The sequence below is a fragment of the Nitrospira sp. genome (assembly GCA_016715825.1).
In the GTDB taxonomy this organism is placed as follows: domain Bacteria; phylum Nitrospirota; class Nitrospiria; order Nitrospirales; family Nitrospiraceae; genus Nitrospira_D.
In genome coordinates this window covers 969,813-988,759 of sequence record JADJXO010000001.1, presented here as the reverse complement: position 1 = coordinate 988,759, position 18,947 = coordinate 969,813, and the positions used below count along the sequence as shown (strand labels likewise).

General features: G+C 54.3%; 17 protein-coding genes. 9 read left to right on the top strand and 8 right to left on the bottom strand.

Going from position 1 to position 18,947, the window contains the following annotated elements; translation table 11 throughout:
* Positions 1-39: 39 nt before the first annotated feature.
* The 5 genes from IPM58_04775 to IPM58_04755 all read right to left on the bottom strand — a co-directional run bounded on the left by IPM58_04775 (position 40) and on the right by IPM58_04755 (position 7,495).
* Positions 40-1,794 (bottom strand): tetratricopeptide repeat protein, encoded by a 1,755-nt coding sequence (locus IPM58_04775; protein ID MBK9306406.1) that lies wholly within the window; start codon positions 1,792-1,794, stop codon positions 40-42.
* Positions 1,795-1,977: 183 nt separating this feature from the next.
* Positions 1,978-3,330: a replicative DNA helicase gene (dnaB, locus tag IPM58_04770; GenBank protein MBK9306405.1), complete on the bottom strand. Its 1,353-nt coding sequence runs from the start codon at positions 3,328-3,330 to the stop codon at positions 1,978-1,980.
* Positions 3,327-4,715, bottom strand: coding sequence for an ATP phosphoribosyltransferase regulatory subunit (gene hisZ, locus IPM58_04765; protein MBK9306404.1), 1,389 nt, complete (start codon positions 4,713-4,715; stop codon positions 3,327-3,329). The genes dnaB and hisZ overlap by 4 nt, the downstream gene beginning before the upstream one ends.
* Positions 4,716-4,737: 22 nt before the next feature.
* Positions 4,738-6,321, bottom strand: coding sequence for a phosphoglycerate dehydrogenase (locus tag IPM58_04760; GenBank protein ID MBK9306403.1), 1,584 nt, complete (start codon positions 6,319-6,321; stop codon positions 4,738-4,740).
* A gap of 31 nt (positions 6,322-6,352) precedes the next feature.
* The gene (locus tag IPM58_04755; protein ID MBK9306402.1) at positions 6,353-7,495 is read right to left on the bottom strand and encodes an alanine--glyoxylate aminotransferase family protein; all 1,143 of its coding nucleotides are present in this window, start codon (positions 7,493-7,495) and stop codon (positions 6,353-6,355) included.
* A gap of 305 nt (positions 7,496-7,800) precedes the next feature.
* On the opposite strand from IPM58_04755, the gene IPM58_04750 reads away from it, so the two are divergent.
* On the top strand, positions 7,801-9,192 hold the full coding sequence (locus tag IPM58_04750) for a transglycosylase SLT domain-containing protein (GenBank protein MBK9306401.1): 1,392 nt from the start codon (positions 7,801-7,803) through the stop codon (positions 9,190-9,192).
* A gap of 65 nt (positions 9,193-9,257) precedes the next feature.
* On the opposite strand, the gene IPM58_04745 is transcribed toward IPM58_04750, so the two are convergent.
* Entirely contained in the window at positions 9,258-10,025 is a 768-nt protein-coding gene (locus tag IPM58_04745; GenBank protein MBK9306400.1) for a tetratricopeptide repeat protein, read from the bottom strand.
* 157 nt (positions 10,026-10,182) lie between these two features.
* Between IPM58_04745 and bioF the strand changes: the two genes are divergently transcribed.
* From bioF to IPM58_04730, 3 genes are all read left to right on the top strand, one after another.
* Positions 10,183-11,346, top strand: coding sequence for an 8-amino-7-oxononanoate synthase (gene bioF, locus IPM58_04740; protein MBK9306399.1), 1,164 nt, complete (start codon positions 10,183-10,185; stop codon positions 11,344-11,346).
* A 119-nt stretch (positions 11,347-11,465) separates the two neighbouring features.
* Positions 11,466-12,524 (top strand): type IV pilus twitching motility protein PilT, encoded by a 1,059-nt coding sequence (locus tag IPM58_04735; protein ID MBK9306398.1) that lies wholly within the window; start codon positions 11,466-11,468, stop codon positions 12,522-12,524.
* 26 nt (positions 12,525-12,550) lie between these two features.
* The gene (locus tag IPM58_04730) at positions 12,551-13,726 is read left to right on the top strand and encodes a PilT/PilU family type 4a pilus ATPase (protein MBK9306397.1); all 1,176 of its coding nucleotides are present in this window, start codon (positions 12,551-12,553) and stop codon (positions 13,724-13,726) included.
* A gap of 19 nt (positions 13,727-13,745) precedes the next feature.
* On the opposite strand, the gene IPM58_04725 is transcribed toward IPM58_04730, so the two are convergent.
* Positions 13,746-14,282, bottom strand: coding sequence for a hypothetical protein (locus tag IPM58_04725; protein MBK9306396.1), 537 nt, complete (start codon positions 14,280-14,282; stop codon positions 13,746-13,748).
* A complete protein-coding gene (locus IPM58_04720; protein MBK9306395.1) occupies positions 14,279-14,689 on the bottom strand; it encodes a DUF937 domain-containing protein in 411 nt (136 codons plus the stop codon). Before IPM58_04720 ends, IPM58_04725 begins: the two co-directional genes overlap by 4 nt.
* Positions 14,690-14,964: 275 nt before the next feature.
* Between IPM58_04720 and IPM58_04715 the strand changes: the two genes are divergently transcribed.
* From IPM58_04715 to IPM58_04695, 5 genes are all read left to right on the top strand, one after another.
* Positions 14,965-15,612, top strand: a complete 648-nt coding sequence (locus IPM58_04715) for a porin family protein (GenBank protein ID MBK9306394.1) — start codon at positions 14,965-14,967, stop codon at positions 15,610-15,612.
* A 9-nt stretch (positions 15,613-15,621) separates the two neighbouring features.
* Complete coding sequence (locus IPM58_04710; protein ID MBK9306393.1) at positions 15,622-16,356, top strand: Slp family lipoprotein; 735 nt, start codon at positions 15,622-15,624, stop codon at positions 16,354-16,356.
* A 14-nt stretch (positions 16,357-16,370) separates the two neighbouring features.
* Positions 16,371-17,081 (top strand): intradiol ring-cleavage dioxygenase, encoded by a 711-nt coding sequence (locus IPM58_04705; GenBank protein ID MBK9306392.1) that lies wholly within the window; start codon positions 16,371-16,373, stop codon positions 17,079-17,081.
* Between the two features lie 93 nt (positions 17,082-17,174).
* Positions 17,175-17,924 (top strand): hypothetical protein, encoded by a 750-nt coding sequence (locus tag IPM58_04700; GenBank protein ID MBK9306391.1) that lies wholly within the window; start codon positions 17,175-17,177, stop codon positions 17,922-17,924.
* Between the two features lie 16 nt (positions 17,925-17,940).
* The gene (locus tag IPM58_04695) at positions 17,941-18,918 is read left to right on the top strand and encodes a hypothetical protein (GenBank protein ID MBK9306390.1); all 978 of its coding nucleotides are present in this window, start codon (positions 17,941-17,943) and stop codon (positions 18,916-18,918) included.
* Positions 18,919-18,947: the final 29 nt, after the last annotated feature.

Genomic DNA, 18,947 nt, shown 5'->3' with positions numbered 1-18,947 from the left:
GTCTGGGAGAATCAGAGTGCTTCCCGCTAGGATCAGTGATCAGTCAGGATGGGTTTGAGGAGTGGCTTGGGGATGTTGCATTTTCTCTGAAACGCGGCGCTTGGCCTGTTGAATCCGGTCTTCGTAGGCCGGATTGGCCATGCCCTGCTCGCGGAAGCGCTGGAGCAGTTTTTCATTGGAGGGGTCGAGCTCCAACGAATGAATCCATGCGTCACGGGCGTCGGTCATCTTCTGCTGCTTCATGTAAATCTCTCCGAGATGCTCATAGATGACGGGGTCGTCGCCGACGAGTGAGACGGCTCGTTTGATTTCCGTAAGCGCCTCAGAGAGCTGCCCCGATTTATAGAATGCCCAACCAAGGCTATCGATGTAGTATCCATTTTCCGGTTTGAGTGCCACCGCCTGTTTGGTGAGGGATAGGGCCTGGTCGATCTTGATCCCTCGTTCGGCATAGCTATAACCGAGGTAGTTCAACGCATCAGCATGGTGGGGATCGAGGGACAGGGCGGTTTCCATTGCGCGTTCCACGTCATCAAAACGATTCAGCTTGTCGTAGGCCGTACCAAGGTTGAAATGAAGGTCGGCGTTTTTGGGATTATGACGAATCCCCTCTCGAAACGCGTCGGAGGCCTTTTCAAACTCCTCGCTTTGCAGATGTGCTAAGCCCAACACGATGTGGGGTTCTGGCTGCTTTGGCATGAGACGAACGGCTTCGTCCAGATGTGTGACAGCCTCGGGAAATTGCTTGAGCCGATAGAGGAGCACCCCAAGATGAATGTGACTGTCGACAAACCTTGGATCCAAGTGGAGGTTGTAGCGATAGGTTTCCATGGCCTTGGGAAAGTCTTTCGTCTCTTCGTACAGATAGCCAAGGTAGTCGCGCACTTTCAATTCGGCCGGTTTGGCCTTCAGAATGTCGGTCAGCTGAGCGATCGCCTGTGAAAACTCCTTTTGTTCTCCATGGATCAGTGCCATGCGTAATTGGGCATCCAGATCGCCGGGGTTTTCCTCCAGCATCGTGTTCAGTTCTGCAAGACCACCGGCATAGTCTTTGGTGGCGATGTAAAGTTGGATCAGATGCTGACGAACTTCTCGGTTTCTGGGATTCACCTGCGCGAGGAATTTTTTTAAAACGGCGATGGCCCTATCTTTCTCTTGGCGCGACTCATAAACTGATGCTTGGGCTAGATACGCCGGCTCGAAAGCTGGGTTCACAGTGATCGCACGGTCGAAGCTGGAGAGGGCCTGTTCCAGATTTCCGGCTTCAATAGAGATGCGTCCTAAGTAGTAATAGCCGACCGGTGAGTCCGAGGTATATTGCAAACCTTTCTTGACCGCCTCTTCGGCTTCGACGACTCGTTTTTGATTGAGTAAGATGAGCCCCTTTGGAAAGTACGACTCTCCCCGCTCCGGGTTGCGTGCAATCGCTTGATCTAATAATTCGAGTGCACGTTCTGGTTTCCCCGCGCTGGCGAGAATACCGGCCATCTGCGTCAGGAGTTGAGGGTCTTGCCCGGACCCTTGTCCGACTTCCTCGGCGTACTGGACGGCCTTCGTTGTATCACCGAGTGCAAAATGTAGTGCTGCCAGTCTCGATTTGACTTCATGTGATTGTGGATCGGCCTTGAGTGCAGCCTGGTACTCCTTCAAGGCTGTATCAAGATCTTGGGCGAGCTCCGCTTGATGTCCCATCATAAAATGATAGGTCGCATCTGATTCTGGAGCGGTCTGTGGCGCTTGCTGCGTGGTCGTGGCAGGAAGCGGATCCGTTATGTGTGGCTGAGTTGCAGTCACGCACGCGACCAGGGCACAGGGCAGAAATAGGATGGTCAGTCTTATTCCTTGGACAGTGAGATGATGCCAAGACGATCGAAAGCTCAAAGCCATTGGGGATGTCCCTATCGGTGTTCGTTCGGATGTGGATAGAGAAGGAACACCCAAGATTATACCGAGTGTTCGAGTGTTGCGCAAACCGAGTTAGGCTTCGCGCAGATCGAGGCTTTCAAACTTGGCAAAACGGTCCTGGAAAAATAGTTCTCGCTTTCCGATGGGCCCGTTTCGATGTTTGCTCACGATGATGTCGGCGATCCCCTTACGCTCCGAATTCTGGTCGTAGACATCTTCTCGGTAGATAAACATGACGACATCGGCATCCTGTTCAATCGCCCCGCTTTCACGTAAGTCTGCCAGCATGGGAATCGGAGGCTTGCGAGCCTCGACCGCACGGCTCAGCTGCGAGAGGGCGACCACCGGGACATTGAGTTCCTTGGCCAAAGCTTTCAATGAGCGGGAGATATCGGATATTTCTTGCTGACGAGATTCAGAATCGCTACGCCCTTGCATGAGCTGCAAGTAGTCCACGAGGAGTAAATCCAGCCCCTTTTCAGCCTTGAGTCGTCGGGCTTTGCCGCGCATCTGTTGAACGGTGATGCCGCCGGTGTCGTCGATAAAGATCGGTGCTTGCTCCAACCGTCCTGCGGCCTCTGCCAAACGCCACCAATCTTCTTTTTGGAGTTTCCCGGTTCGCAGCGCATGCGAATCGACTCGCGCTTCCGAACTGAGCATGCGAAGCACGATCTGGGGCTTGGACATTTCCAAGCTGAAAATGCCGACGACGGCGTTGGCATGGATGGCGGCATGTGTGGCAAACCCTAATGCCAGGCTTGTCTTCCCCATGCTGGGCCGTCCGGCCACCACCACTAAATCGGAGGCTTGCAACCCTGCTGTGAGGTCGTCAAGGTCATAGTAACCGGTCGGGACTCCGGTGACGTGTTCCTTTCGTTTTGAGAGCTGATCAATGACATCCAAGCTTTCCTTAATGACCTGGCTGATCGGACTAAATGCACGCTCGAGCTTGCCTTGCGCGATGCTGAAGACCGATCGTTCGGCAAAATCGAGAAGGTCATCGATAGAAGCCGTTCCTTCATACCCCCTGGTCAACACTTCCGTGGAGGTGCTGATCAACTGCCTCGCGACAGCCTTGTCACGTACGATCTTGCAGTGGTAGCGAATGTTGGCCGAGCTCGGGACCATCTGGACGAGTTCTGCAAGATAGGCGGCGCCTCCGATCGCCTCAAGCTCCCCGCGAGACTTGAGCTGCTCGGTCAGCGTGATCTGGTCGATCACTTCGCCGGTGTCGGACAGTTCCAGCATGGCTTGGTAGATGCGTTTGTGAGCCGTCCGATAGAAATCTTCATCGACGAGGAGTTCCATGGCTTTCGGCATGGCAGCGTTATCCAGAAGGATGGCCCCAAGCACCGACTGTTCTGCCTCAAGATTCTGTGGGGGAAGTTTTGGTTGAGAGAGATCGACGGCGCCAACGGATTTCATGACACACCTTCGCGGTTCGTGCTAAAGCTTGCAAGAAGGTCACGCAGTAACATCGTTTTCGTGTGTGGTGGAGCGCTCGTTTTCCCTGTGCGCTCACGTCCGCGATGCTGGAGTACAGTCACGTGGCCATGGCCCATCGTACCTGAACCGATGACGATGGTGGTAGGAACGGCAGCGTCGAGCCCAGCATCGGCGGCTACCTTGACAAGATCACGAGTCGATGCTGGCACAGCTCGTTGAATGACTCGAGCACCTGTCCGACGTAGTTGTTGGGCCACCGATACGATCTCTTTTGTTTGAGTCACCGGACCGACGACAAGGATTGCCGGCGTCAGAGCCTTTGGGGTATGAGTGAGGTTCAGTCCACGAAAGATCCGATCTACGTTGAGCGCGAATCCAGTGGATGGAATGTCTCGACCAAAGCGGCCAATTAAACGGTCGTATCGCCCGCCGCCACCTAACTCGATTCCAATACCGTCTGTGAAAACATCGAACACAATCCCGTCATAATACTCAAACTCGCGAAATTCTCCGAGATCCAGGAGTACGTCATCCTGTAATCCCATCGCGCCAAGCGAGTCATAGACCTGTGCCAATCGGTCTAAGGATCGGATCAGCGGTTGTTCACCCCTGGCCAAGGCGCGCCCTTTTGAAAGGACGTCCGCCCTCCCGCAAAGCTCCAGTGCATCCAAAATTGCGCGGGCGGATCGCTTGCCTACACGCTCGTGTGAGAGAATTTCTCCAAGCCAGGGAAAGTCCTTTCTTGCCGCAGCCTGCTCTGCCCGCTTCCGGCCTTCAGGGGACAGGCCGGCACGCACGAGAAGTCCTTTAAAAAACCCGACGTGCCCGAGCGAAATCTTGAAGGAAGACAATCCGATCTGGCGCAGGGATTCGATCATCAACATGATGATCTCGCAATCTGCGGACGAGTCATCAGCCCCGATCAGCTCGGCACCGACTTGAAAGAGTTCTCGATCACGTCCGGCATGTTCGGGCTCATAGCGAAAGACGGTGGCTCGGTACGACAAACGTAACGGCAACCGAGTGCCGAGCATGCCCATGGCCACCGTTCGTGCAATTTGTGCGGTGACATCTGGTCTCAACAGCAGAATACGGCCGGTCGTCCGATCGACGATCTTGTAGGACTGTTCCAGTAAGGCTGGTTCAAGGCCAGGCGCGAGGACATCGAAATACTCGAATGTCGGGAGGATAATTTCATCGTACCCATATTGATGGAAGCTGGCGAGCAGATCGGACTCGAGTTGCCTCAGGTAATTGGCGGCCTCTGGAAGGATGGTGGCCATCCCCACAGGGACTAATGAGTGCTCATGGGTAGGAGAAAGCTTCTCCGATGAAGGACGGCGACTCGGAGGAGCAAAGGTCATAACACCCTCATGACGAACACCGTTATGAGAGGTTTGCGATTTTGACAGAACGAATATTCGAGCTTGATCGGATTTCGTCCAAGGCCGAAGCGGGAAACTCTGTGTCGGACCCGATGATCAGCAACGCATCCCCTCCCCGCTTTTCCAACGCACATTGCATCCGGAGAATGTTAATTCCATGATCACCTAAGACCTTTCCAACCATCCCGATGACGCCTGGTCGGTCAACATTGTGGATCAGCAACATGTGCCCTTCGGGTACGACTTCCACTTTAAATTGGTCGATCTCGGTAATCCTGGCCTCTTTCTTATGATAGAGCGTCCCGGCTACCTGGTGCGACATCTTGCCGGCTTCAACGCGAACGCGTATGAGACTTGTAAAATCACCGGCATCCGTGCTCTTAATTTCTTTGACTTCGATGCCGCGCTCCTTCGCCACGATCGGTGCGTTCACATAGTTGACTGGGTGCTCCAAGATCGGAGTCAGTAATCCTTTCAAGACAGCGATGGTGAGTGGTGCGACCGACAGTGTGGCGACTTCACCGCTGTATTCGACCACGATTCGCTCAGTTCCTCCTTGAATCAGTTGTGTTTGGAGGGAGCCGATCTTTTCGGCCAGTGTGAGAAAAGGTTGCAGCCGAGGCAGTAGTTCCGGGGCGACGGACGGAATGTTGACGGCACCTCTCGCGACGCCTTTTGTAAAGTAGTCGACGATCTGCTCCGCGATCCCAATTGCGACATTTTCCTGGGCTTCGGTTGTTTGCGCTCCAATGTGTGGGGTGCAGATAAAGTTATCCAGGGCGAGCAGAGGATTGTCCGGCTTCACAGGCTCTTCCTCAAAGACGTCAAAGGCGGCGGCAGCCACATGTTTGGCTTTTAAGGCTTCACACAAGTCGGTTTCATTGATGATGCCGCCTCGAGCGCAGTTCACGATCAGGACCCCTGGTTTCATCTTGGCAATCGCCTGCGCATTGATGATTCCACGTGTTTCTGGGGTGAGGGGAGTATGAACTGAAATAATGTCGGCTCGGCGGAAGAGCTCATCGAGATCCACCATCGTGACGCCCATTTGCTCGGCTCGTTCAGGGGCCAGATACGGGTCGAACGCGACGACACTCATGCCGATGCCCTGGGCCATCTTGGTCAGGTGGCTCCCGATCTGTCCGGCACCCACGATGCCCAGCACTTTGTTGTAGAGCTCGACTCCCATGAACTTATCTTTTTCCCATTTACCGGTTTTCACGGAGGCTGTCGCCTGGGGAATGCGTCGGCTCATGGCACAGATCATTGACATCGTATGTTCGGCAGTCGTGACCGTGTTGCCGCCTGGCGTATTCATCACGACGATTCCTCGTCGTGTGGCGGCTGGCGTATCGACATTGTCGAGACCTGACCCGGCCCGCCCGACGACTTTGAGTTTGTCGGCGGCAGCAATGAGTTCCGCCGTCACCTTTGTGCCGGATCGCACGATCAAACCGTCGGCGTCCTTGATCTCCGTGAAGAGCTCCTCCTTCGGCATTTTGGATTTCACCACCACAGTGAATCCTGCCTTTTCGAGCACCTCCACGCCTTGCTTCGACAAACTGTCGCTGATCAAAATCTTCATGCCTGCTGCGGCCATGTCATCCTCGCCGTGGTTATTTTGCCAATAACAGTTCTTGGGCTTTTCCGACGCCGCTTCCCAGTTTAACCGGATGTCCGAGTCCTTTTAAGACCATCTCGGTGGCGGCTAAGGCTGTGATGACATCAAAGGAGTCAGCATAGCCCATGTGAGAGAGCCGGAAGATCTTTCCCTTAAGGTGGTCCTGGCCGCCGGCTGCGGTCATGCCGTACTGTACACGAAGATTCTTATAGATCGCCTGCCCGTCGACTCCCTCCGGTGCACACACGGCCGTCAGGGCATCGCTGGGAGATTCTTTTGGAAATAGGGCCATTCCGGCGGCCTTCACACCTTCGCGCATGGCATGAGCCAACCGACCCTGCCGGGCAAACATCTTCTCGAGGCCTTCCGCCTTCATCATTCGAAACACTTCTTGAAGGCCGATGATGAGCGACACGGTTGGAGTATAGGCGGTTTGGTTCTTGATCTGACTTTCACGTTCTTTCTTGAAGTTGAAATAGAACGCCGCGTTCTTGGCTTTATCGGCTAGGGCCCAGGCCTTGTCGCTGACACTGACGAACGCCATGCCGGGAGGCAGCATCAAGGCTTTCTGGGAACCGGTGATCACGACGTCGAGACCCCACGCATCCGTCTTAATATCGAATACACCCAGGGCGGTAATGGCGTCGACGACCAAAATGGTATTCGCATAGCCCTTGAGAATCTCTCCCAGGGCCTTCACGTCATGGGACACTCCGGTCGAGGTCTCACTGGCTTGTACGTAGACGGCTTTGATCGACGGATCTTTCTTGAGGGCATCGGCTACTTGTTGCGGATTGACCGCATGTCCCCATTCGACCTTGATCTCGGTTGCTTGTACTCCAAAGGTCTTGCAGAGCTTGCCCCAGCGCTCCCCAAATTTTCCTCCGTTGATATAGAGCGCTTTGTCGCCAGGTGATAAAAAGTTTGACACTGAGCCTTCCATTCCCCCTGTCCCCGAAGCCGCCAACATGAGGACATCATTGCGTGTTTGATACAGCCATTTGAGTCCCTCGCGTACCTCGGAAAAAATCGGGTCGAACTCAGGGGCGCGATGATGGATCATCGGGCGAGCCATCGCCAGTAATACCTCGGGGGGGATAGGCGTGGGGCCGGGGGCCAAAAGATAGCGCTTCAGCATCGATCAATCCTCCTCACAAAGTAACCATGTTAATCTGGTGGGATAAACTGTTTGAAGAGGCAGCACGCTACCATTTGCGCTGGGAGACTGTCAAGAAATCGAATTCCCGAACTAGCCGTGCTATCAAGGCTTTCTCTCTTTCGATCGCTTAATCATCTGTCTGCAAAACACGAAAACACGGTCGGTTCGCGCATCGATCGTCTTCGTCAATCTTATAGGATGAAAGCGGCCAGTAGGAACATTTTGCCCATACGGTTTCTTGACAAGTCTTCAGCAGGTCGATAGGCTCTCAACTGGTGCTTTTCATGATACGGACTTGGAAAAAACTGTGGGGTATGGACGTGAGACTGGCAGTAATCCTTGCGGTGAGTGTTGCGATCGTCGTCCCACAATCACGGGGTTGGGCGGACGAGACCACTTCGGTCCAACAAGATGTCTCTCTTCAGGAAACCTCCCCAGAGACCCTTCTCGAAGAAGCAAAAGCGTCACCGGAAACGCAGGCCGTTGACACCAGCGAAGCTTCGCAGGAAAGCGAAGATGTCGACCCCAACTTGGTCCCGTTGGAACCAGAGCTGGAACCTGAATTGACGGCCTCCCCATCAGAGGCGGATATGCCCGAGACTGAGGATAAGGGTGAAGCGCCCAAAGAGGATGTGGTAGACGCGGTGGAGGCAGAGCGCAAGGAGGATTTAGGTCCAGTCTATAACATTCCGGTTGTCTTTGATCAAACCGTGCAAAGCCACATTCGTTTCTTTAATACGTCAATCCGGGACCGATTTGAACAGTGGCTCTTACGCCTCAACCGATATCGCCCGTTGGTCGAAGACATTTTCGCTGAGTTCGATCTTCCGAGCGACCTTGTCCATCTGTCTCTTGTCGAAAGCGGATTCAATCCCTATGCATACTCCCGCGCGAAAGCGACAGGGCCATGGCAGTTCATGAAGGGAACCGGAAAGATCTACGGGCTACGCATCGATCACTACGTGGATGAGCGGCGAGATCCCATTAAGTCGACGATAGCGGCCGCTCGTTATCTCCGGGATTTGTACGATCTCTTCGGAACATGGCCTCTCGCTATGGCGGCATATAACGCAGGTGAGGGAAAGGTCCTGCGTGCGCTCAACAAGGCCCAGGCGGAATCATTTTCTGAAATTTCGAGAACGAAACATATTCGGCGAGAGACGAAACAGTACGTCCCGCGCATCATGGCTGCCACGATCATCGCGCGGAACCTGGACCAATACGGATTTAACCACGTTCCGGTCGCTCCGCATGAATTTGAGGAAGTGATAGTGACTCGCCCGTTGCATTTCCGGGCTATCTCCAACGTTACGGGTATTCCGTACGACGAACTCCGGCTCCTGAATCCTGAACTTCGGCGAGATGCCACACCCCCCGGCGATACGGCATATCATTTAAAAGTTCCGGTTGGGACGAGCCCCAAGGTGATAAAATTGCTCGAGCGAGTTCCAACGCACAAGTTCGCGAAGGTCTCTCCCGAGCGGACACAGGTTCGGAAGACCCGACAGACTCGACAGGGGAAGATCAGTTCTTCTCAGTGGTATCGTGTTCGGGGCGGAGATACGCTTGGGAAAATCTCCCGTCGGTTCGGTATTCCTATTCAGACCCTGAAGGCCCGCAACAACCTTTCCAGTAGCCTCATTCGTGCTGGGGACCTCCTCAATATCGCTCGGTAACGGACGGCCACCTTGAAGAATTGGGGTGCCGGAGGGCCTGCCCTTGGCCAGAGGAAATGATTGTCTTATGGCTTAGAGGGTGTGGAATCAGGAACTTCTGTAGTGGTCGGGGGCGACTCCGAAGTGTTCTTGGCCTCGAGAACCTTCACGCGCACGGCGGCCTCGCTGGTTAAGGGAGAATCAGGGTATGTCTTGATCAGGTCTTGATAATATTTGAGTGCAACGTCCGGTTTTGAGCGATTTTCTTCCAGCCGTGCCAGTTCAAACATCGCATAGTCACGATTCATCGCCCCAGGGATCTCAAGTATCGCCGAGTAAGTCTTCGCGGCTTGGTCGATATCTCCCTTCAACAGATAAGTATACCCAAGTTTTTGATGAACAAGGCCGAGAAGTGAGATGTTTGACCCGTACGTCGAAATGAACCGCTTATATGATTCGATGGCTGAGTCAAGATTGTTCGCCTGAAGAAATGCATTTCCCAGACTAAATTGCGCAAGAGGGGCGGTCGGCGTTCTCGGATACTCCTCTACCACCTTCTTGTAGAGTGCTATCGCTTCATTCACGTTTGCGGCTGCTTTCTGCGGATCGTTGCCTGGGCGTGTGAAGAGATGTAGGGTGGCCTCCCGCTCGATTTCTTGGGCCTTGCTGGCATTTTCTGCGTCATACCAAAAGACACCCCATATTCCCCCAGCCGTGAGCAGCAGAAGAATGAATCCTACGATGATGGACCATCGGTACCGCTGCAGTCCGAGCACCCAATGCTCCAATCCACTCACCAGGTGGGCTTCATCAACAGGTAATGTCCGAGGCGGAACTTTAATTCGATATGACATAAAAACCCATCACGTCAGTTAACGGTTGTCACCATCTTTCTGCTGCAGAACCGTTGTCTTATACTAGGGAATGAATTTCCTTGTCAATGCGATGAGGACTTGTACACCATGGAGGTAGAACGCCGCAGAGTGGATCATGAATAATGATAGGATCAGTATGATGTTTCGAGAAAAACTTCACCAACTCCGTGATCAGTCGTTGCTCCGCGCGTTGACACCGGTGGAGTCGGCGACCGGGTCGAACATCCACTATGGAGGACGCGAGGTGATCTTACTGTCGTCCAACGACTACCTTGGTCTGACCATGCATCCCGAAGTTGTGCAGGCTGCACGCGTGGCCACGGAACGGTATGGGACGGGGTCCGGTGCTTCCCGCTTGGTTAGTGGAACATTGCCCCCCCATGCGCACCTCGAAACGGCATTGACGATGTTTAAGGGAACCGAAGCCTCCCTGCTGTTTGGGGCTGGGTACCTCGCCAATCTTGGTGTCATTCCTGCTCTTATTGGAAGCGGCGGCCTGATCCTGGCCGATCGATTGTGCCATGCCAGCATGCTCGATGCGTGTCGATTAAGTCAGGCAGACTTTCGAGTCTTTCGCCACGGTGATTGTGACCATCTTGAGTCCCTACTTCGGAATCGCACCACGGATCGTTCCACACTCATTCTCACCGAAGGGGTATTTAGTATGGATGGTGATCTCGCTCCACTGCCTGACTTGGTATCGCTAGCCGAACGATATGGGGCGATGTTGTATGTCGACGATGCACACGGGACCGGCATCATGGGAGGGACTGGACGAGGCACCATTGAGCATTTTGACTTGGAGCGCCGGATACCGTTTCATATGGGCACGCTGAGTAAGGCGCTGGGCAGCTACGGTGGGTTCCTGGTAGGCACGCACGATCTCGTACAGTACGTAATCAATACCGCCCGTTCGTTTATGTTTACCACCGCACTTCCTCCCGCCGTCGCCGCTGCATCGTCGGCCGCGTTGACGGTTATCGATCGTGAACCGGAACGTCGGGCCCGACTCTGGTTGAATCGACAACGCCTCTTTGAAGGGCTGAAAGGCCTTGGGTGCAGGCTTTCTCCGACGGCCAGCCCTATTGTACCGGTTCTGTTCGGTGAGGCCGTCTCCGCCGCCACATTCGCTGAACGTCTGCTCGCGCATGGGGTGTATGCCACGGCCATCCGCCCACCGACCGTTCCAGATGGAACCAGTCGGATCCGCTTCACCGTGACCTCGGAGCACACCACCGACCAGATCGACGAAGCCCTCAATGCCCTGCGGCTCGTGATTCGTGAAACAGGTCTTCCCTAATCCTCACTGCCTGCGTTCGCATTTTCGGCCAATTTTCTTGCTTTCCGGATTTGCTGTGGCATGATGCACAAGAAATGTTCGCCTCACCTACAACCCAGACGCACTGAGGATCACGGGCGATGGATATTTCTAAGCTGCTCACATTTTCAGTCAAGGAAGGTGCCTCGGATTGTCATATCAGTGCCGGTGAACCTCCGATGATTCGTATTCACGGGGATTTGAAAAAGCTGGACCACCCTCCCCTGACTCCCGATGAAACACACGCCCTCATCTACGATATGATGAGCGATTCCCAACGGAAAACCTTCGAAGAAAAGCGGGAGTGTGATTTTTCATTCGAACTCGGGGACATTGCCCGTTTCCGAGTGAATGTGTTCGTGCACCAGCGGGGACTCGGAGCCGTGTTTCGGAACATTCCAACCACCATTGTCCCCTTGGAAAAGTTAGGGATGCCGCCGATCTTGCGACAACTCTGCGATAAGGAAAAAGGTTTGATTCTGGTGACGGGGCCGACCGGCTCAGGAAAATCCACCACCCTTGCTGCGATGGTGGATTATCTCAATAGCACGTTTGAAGGCCATATTATCACCATCGAAGATCCGATCGAGTTCGTCCATAAGTCCAAGAAGTGTTTAGTCAATCAACGGGAGCTGGGTGTCCACACGCTGTCTTTCGCCAATGCGCTGAAGTCTGCGCTTCGGGAAGATCCAGATATCGTGCTCGTGGGTGAAATGCGGGATCTCGAAACCATCCAACTGGCCTTGACCGCGGCGGAAACCGGACACTTAGTCTTCGGGACACTCCATACGTCGAGCGCCCCGAAAACCATTGACCGAATCATCGATGCATTCCCGCCGGCGCAACAAGCCCAAATTAGGACCCAGTTGTCAGAGGCCCTGGAAGCCGTGCTGACTCAAACCTTGCTGAAGAAAAAAATGGGTGGACGTGTCGCGGCTCTGGAAATCATGGTTGCCACAACCGCCGTCCGAAACCTCATCCGCGAGGCCAAGCTTCATCAGATTCCAGGTATTATGCAGGCCAGCCAAAAGGACGGGATGCAAACCATGGACATGGCCTTGCTTGAGCTGGCGACCCGTGGAATCGTGCATAAAGCCGAAGCGCAGTCCCGGAGCATGAATCCTAATCTGTTCGGGGCTCCGGTTTCCGGAGCTGCGTAGAACAGGCACAAAGGCAGAGTCTCATCATGGATGTTCGAAGTCTCTTGAAAGTCATGGTAGATCGCGAATCGTCGGACCTCTATTTGACTGTCGATGCTCCCCCGATCTACCGAATCCATGGAATGACTCAGCAAACTGATGCCCCGCCGTTCACCAACGAACAACTGGAGGCATTGGCACTGGCTCTCATGCGAGGTCAGCAGCGGAGCGAGTTCGAAGAAAAGATGGAGATGAACTTAGCGCTCTACTATAAAGAGTTGGGGCGTTTCCGTGTCAACATCTTTCGGCAAAAAGGTAATGTCGGGGTGGTCTTCCGTCACATTAAAGCTGAGATTCAGACGGTCGAGCAGTTACAACTCCCCCCGATCATCAAAGATATTGCGATGACCAAGCGAGGGCTTGTCTTGGTAGTGGGCGCCACCGGCTCCGGTAAGTCGACCTCGCTGGCGGCCATGATCGACCATCGTAATAACGTTCACCAGGGCCATATCATTACCGTGGAAGACCCGATTGAGTTTGTCCATCAACATAAGAAGTCGATCATTACGCAACGCGAAGTCGGCTTCGATACGCTAACCTTCCAGAACGCTCTGAAGAATACACTCCGTCAAGCGCCGGATGTGATCCTGATTGGAGAAATACGTGATACAGAAACGATGGAAGCGGCGATCACCTTTGCCGAAACCGGTCATCTCTGCATCGGGACGCTCCACTCGAATAATGCGAACCAAGCGATCGAACGGATCATGAATTTTTTTCCAGTCGAGCGCCATGCTCAAATCTATTTGCAACTGTCTCTCAATTTGCGAGCGATTATCTCTCAACGGTTGATTCCATCAGTCGATGGCAGGCGTGTTCCCGCATTGGAAATCATGCTGGATACCCCACGTATCAAGGATCTTATCAAGAAAGCCGAAGTCGATATCCTAAAGGAAGCGATGGAACAGGGGGTGGACGAGGGTTGTCAGACCTTCGATCATGTGCTGTTTCAACTATATAAGGACAACAAGATCACGCTGGAGCAGGCGCTCATCAATGCGGATAGCGCCAATAATCTACGTCTCAAGATCAAACTCGAAGGACTTAAAGGCGACGAGGCAGTCAACGCGTTGCTCGATAAGCAGATGGGAGATCACGGGACAGACGCATTCAAAATTCAAGGAGGCGCCTCCGGTAACGTGACCCCACTCCGGAAGCGATAAGCCAACCTCGTATCACTTCTCAGCGGCCCAGATTCTCCTCCTCCTGACGTTCCAGATAGGACGCCATCTTTTCCAGTGCCAACGCGCTGAGCTTGGATCCATACCAAGCTGGCATCGTATGCTCTGGGTACCCGTGGACGATGAATTGTTGCGGCTCCAGCACGGATTCAACGATGTACTCGTGCACGGTTGTGGCGTTCCCGTGATACGTAGGGTCGCGGAGTCGTTCTCTGCCTGTCGTGCCGAGCACTAAGCGAGGTCCCACTCGACCGTCGGCACCAGGAATTCCAGGAATGATATGACAGACTGCACAACCAGCTCGAGTAAAAATATCGATGATGGGTTCATCACCCGTGACTAACGGAATCGTTTCCGGAGTGAGAGTGGGAAACGCTGAGTCCCCAGGAGTCACTCTGGAGGATGGCGGCTCACGCAGTGCCCAAGCAGCTGATAACGTGACCAGCCCGATGGTCATCCAGACAGCGAGCCGGTCCCGTGTGTGCATATTGGGGTGTTTGGGCGAAGGGTCAAGCGTACGTCGTACGCTCTTCTTCAAGCACCCATCTTCCCTTGAACGAGTTTCATGAGCTGATCAAGCCCTCCCGCTTCGACTTTTCCGTTGGGTGTCAGCTTGTCGATAAGATCCGGCAGAAGGCCGGCAAGCTGTGAGCTTGCTGCGCCAGAGGACAGTCCTGCTTTTCCTGCTAATTGGTTGAGGAGATCACCTCCTAAGCCCTGTTCAATTTGGCTTGGTGTGGCCGGTGTGTTTTGTCCTGTGCTCACCCATGAGTTGACGAGGTCACCGAGTCCGTTCTTCTGGAATGCCTGAACGAGGCCGGCTAATCCACCGATTCCACTGTCCTTTCCGAGAAGGCCTGCCACAGCTTGCAGAAGAGGATTCTGTCCGGCCTGGTTACCCATCATTCCGCCAACGGCTTGTCCCAATTGATCCATCAATCCCATGCTCAGCTCCTTCCTTACATTAAGTGAAGTGACGTTGGAATCCTGTCGTCTTGCTGTATTCCCTAGGGCTTACACCATATGTCTTGAGAACGGTCGATCTGTCAACCCTAATTTTATCGACCCTCTGACACCGAATTATTCTTGGATAGGAAAGCGAAATATTCATCAGTCTGTCCATTCTTCTCAATCTGTCCCTTCGCAGACTTCGGTTGCCTGTGATGATGGCACTGTGCACGCACAAAAGTTTTGGTATGATGACGCGAAGGAGCACGCATATGCATACACAAACCTCGGTAGTTGCTAAGCAGTGTTGTCTAGCAGCGACGCTCATGATCCTCACCATGAAGCCGATTTCTACACCCGCGGAAATGTATGTTGCCGGAACCGCAGGGGTAAACTTTGCGGACCGCATCAACAGTATCGCCGGAACAGGATCTCAGGCCGGAGTGCCTGGTCCTTTTGTAGACTTTGACTTGCAAAATTCAATCACCTACGGGGCGAAGGTGGGATATTTCCCAGGACACAGTTGGTATGGCATCGAGGGAGAAGTGTTGCATACGACCCCCCACATCAAGCAGCTAGATACCGATCCTGGTATCCATATGAGAGTGACCACCGTCGGAGCCAATTTTATTGCCCGGTACCCAGGTCGCACGCTTCAGCCGTATGTCGGTGCTGGGATCGGAGCCGCCATCGCCCACATCGGCGATACTCCGACGGTACGAAGCGATTCAGATGTGGCGGCAGCATGGAACGTACTGGCTGGTCTGCGCGCGTTCCTCACACCAAAAATCGCGATCTTCGGCGAATACAAGTACACTGGTGCGACGCTCAAGTTCGATCAAGCCTTCGGTGATTTGGGTGGGTTCAGCGGCAATTACCGGGCACAGCATATCCTTGGTGGGCTGTCCTATCACTTCTAGGAGAGGAGAATGACCATGTCTCGCACGTCGATACTCGCTCCCCTGGTCGGGGCAGTGCTCATGTGTTCAGCCTGCGCAGAGTCGATCCATCAAGTCCAGCGTGATACGGAGCTCCTCGGTGTGCCTCTTGGACTGGAAAAAGAAATCGATACGACCGTCAGTTTTGCGGCGCTCAAACAAGCTCCCAGTGAGTACATCGGGCGAACCGTCATGATCGGCGGCAACGTGATTCGGGCCAAACGAACGGGAGCGGGAACCGAATTGGAAATCTTGCAACTGCCGACTGCAAAAGACGGCCTCTTGACGGAGGAGCGTCTTCGGTCAGAGGGACGATTCCTGGCGGTTCGGCCAGCATTTCTCGACCCAGCCAGCTTGCCGGAAGGAACACCCATCACCGTGATCGGGACTGTGACAGGTGAGACGACAAGACAGCTGGACGAAAGTGACTATACCTACCCGCTGCTTGAGGTGAAACATATCATCGATTGGAACAGCATCGCCGCGAACAGACGAAGAGATCGAAGTCCATACTACGGGGCTTACTATCCACCCTATGGGTATAGCGGGTTCAGTCCCTATGGTGGATACCGGAGTTTCTGGGGACCATTTGGTGGCTATGGCGGATATGGCGGCTACGGTGGACGTGGATTCTATGGGCCTTCTCGTGGGTTCTCATCAGGTTCAGGATCATTTTCGTCTCCGCCGCCACCTTCGAATGTCCACCCACGACTGAGGAGAAGATAGTGCATGCTCCATTCATGAGCGTTCTTTCGCGCCGTGACACACTGGTTCTGTTGGGAACCACGAGTATCGCCTACCTCATCGGAGGAAAACCGGGAGCAATACCGACACTTGACGCGATGTCTCGACCTCTCTGCGTCGTCCGTCCTGAGCAAACCGAGGGCCCCTACTTCGTCGATGAACGATTGCACCGATCTGATATTCGCACAGACCCGATCAGTGGGCGGAGCGTGCCTGGGACACCCTTTGCCCTCACCTTTCACGTGTCTCGCTTCCGCGCCGGCGAGTGCCATCCCCTGCCCGATGCCCAGGTGGATGTCTGGCACTGCGATGCGAGAGGAGTGTATTCAGATGTCGAAGATCCTGGATTCAACACGGTCGGCCAGAAGTTCTTGCGAGGCCATCAGATGACGGATGCCCAGGGCGACGCCCGGTTCATGACGATCTATCCGGGCTGGTATCCCATGCGAACCGTGCATATCCACTTTAAGATTCGCACGACACCGAGGGCTCGCCGGGCTGTTGAGTTTACATCGCAAGTATATTGTCCCGATGAACTGACCGATCGTGTCCAGGGGAGTCTCCCCTACTCGTCGAACGGCTCACGGAGAATGAGAAATCGGCAAGACTTCATTTTTCGGCAGGGCGGCGATGCGTTAATGTTGGACCCGACGGCCACGCACGACGGGTATGCCGCGACTTTTCCGATCGGTCTGGAGATTCCATGAGCACTATCCTCCAGAGTTCTGCTTATTGACTCTCCCTACCAAATCTCGCTATCCTCTTTCCCCCACAACATCCCTTTCCAGGAGGATCTGTTCATGAAATTCTTGCGTCATGCCACGATGTGGAGTTGCGTCATGCTCGCCCCGCTCACGGTGAGTGCGACATCCCTACCGGAAGTACAGGTCGATTACTCGGCCGACAGCACCATGGAAACAGAAGGCGGCATGACGATGAAGTCCCGCATCTATCATACGGCCAACAAGGATCGGATGGAGATGGGTGGAGCGGACGGCATGACGTCCATCATTCGGAAGGATAAGAAGGTCGTGTGGCAGCTGATGGGCAATATGTATATGGAAATGCCGATGGATGCATCGAGCCAGTCCGGCATGGACACATTCGATCTGGTCGAGCAGGCGGAGGTCGGTCAGGAGACGATCAACGGCATGAAAACCACCAAGTCCAAGGTCGTGGCCGTGAAGAAGGACGGATCGGGTAAATTCGGGGGCTTCTTCTGGACCACCAAAGAAGGCATCACTGTCAAGATGGACATGCTGTCCAAAGAAGGCGACAAGAAGATGCGCATGACCAGTGAGCTGACCAATTTGAAGATTGAAAAACAGAACCCCGCCCTGTTCGAGATTCCGGACGGCTACACTAAGAACGACATGGGTGCGATGATGGGAGGGGCTGGTGTGCCCAATCTTGAGGAACTTCGGAAAAATGCGGAGCAGCGTCGTGCGGGCAGAAAACAGGCCGGCGAAACCCAAGACAGTGGAAAGAGCGGCGACCGCGATCTTCCCGTCGACATGAATAAGATGATGAAAGGCCTATTCGGCAAGTAAGCGGAGGTCATCACCCATGCGCCTGATACAATTAGCCGGATATGCCCTGATCGGAGTCGTCCTCACCGCTCCGGTGGTCCATGCGGATGATCCCTGTTTGGGTGATGAGGAAAAGAAAGCGGCGTTGGCTCGATCAGCTGCGCTGCAAAAAGCTGAACAATCGGGTCAGCCGGGCGCCCTCTTTGTCGCCTATATGCAAATCGGCTTTGACGAGTGTATGGATCGGTATGATAAGCACGCGGTCACGAGGGCCAAGACCAACATGCCGAAGCTCGGGCGGGATTTGGCTAAAGCTGCCGAGGTCAAAGGGCTGCTGTATTCCGGTGAACCGGTGCGGGCCGATGGGCACACCTCGGCGTTTCGCTATTTTGAAACCATCGGCGACCAGCACGAAGCCAATCGGGTGCTCCTGAAGGCGGTTCAGGCGAAGCCTGACGATCTCCGACTTTTTGAGGCGGCCTGGAACATCGATAACAACCGGTCCGGTCCGGTCGATCCCAATACCGGCTCGAGAGCCTCCTATGCTTCCCCACCCGCGTTCCAGCAAGCGTTACGAAAGGTGGCGTCAGCCAATGCTGACCGATTGATGAAGGCAGAGGAAAAAGACGCGCAGGGTTTAACCGGCAATATCGGTGAACTGGGGAAAGCCTCGGCACAGTCGCTCGAGAAGCTCAGGAGCGCCGCTCTGTGGATGAAGTATGTACCAGGAGGAGACAAGCCGGCGAAGGATCGCGCGGAATTACGAGGCGACACCATCATGAAGCGCCCCGATCCGACGTTCACGCAGGGGCAGGCGATGATGTACTACGAATTCTCCGGCTCGCCGAAGGCCAAGGATATGGCGGCTCAGATTAAAAAGCAGAGCGAGGCGTCGCAGCGGGCCATGGAAAAAGCCGGCGAAAGTATGAAAGGCATGTTCAGCCAGAAAAGTGAGGCCGAGCAAAAGCAGTTCGATAAGAAAAAAGCCGACCTGGAAAAAGAACTTGGGTTTTGATCCGCTATGCTGTCCTCAACCTCATGCCA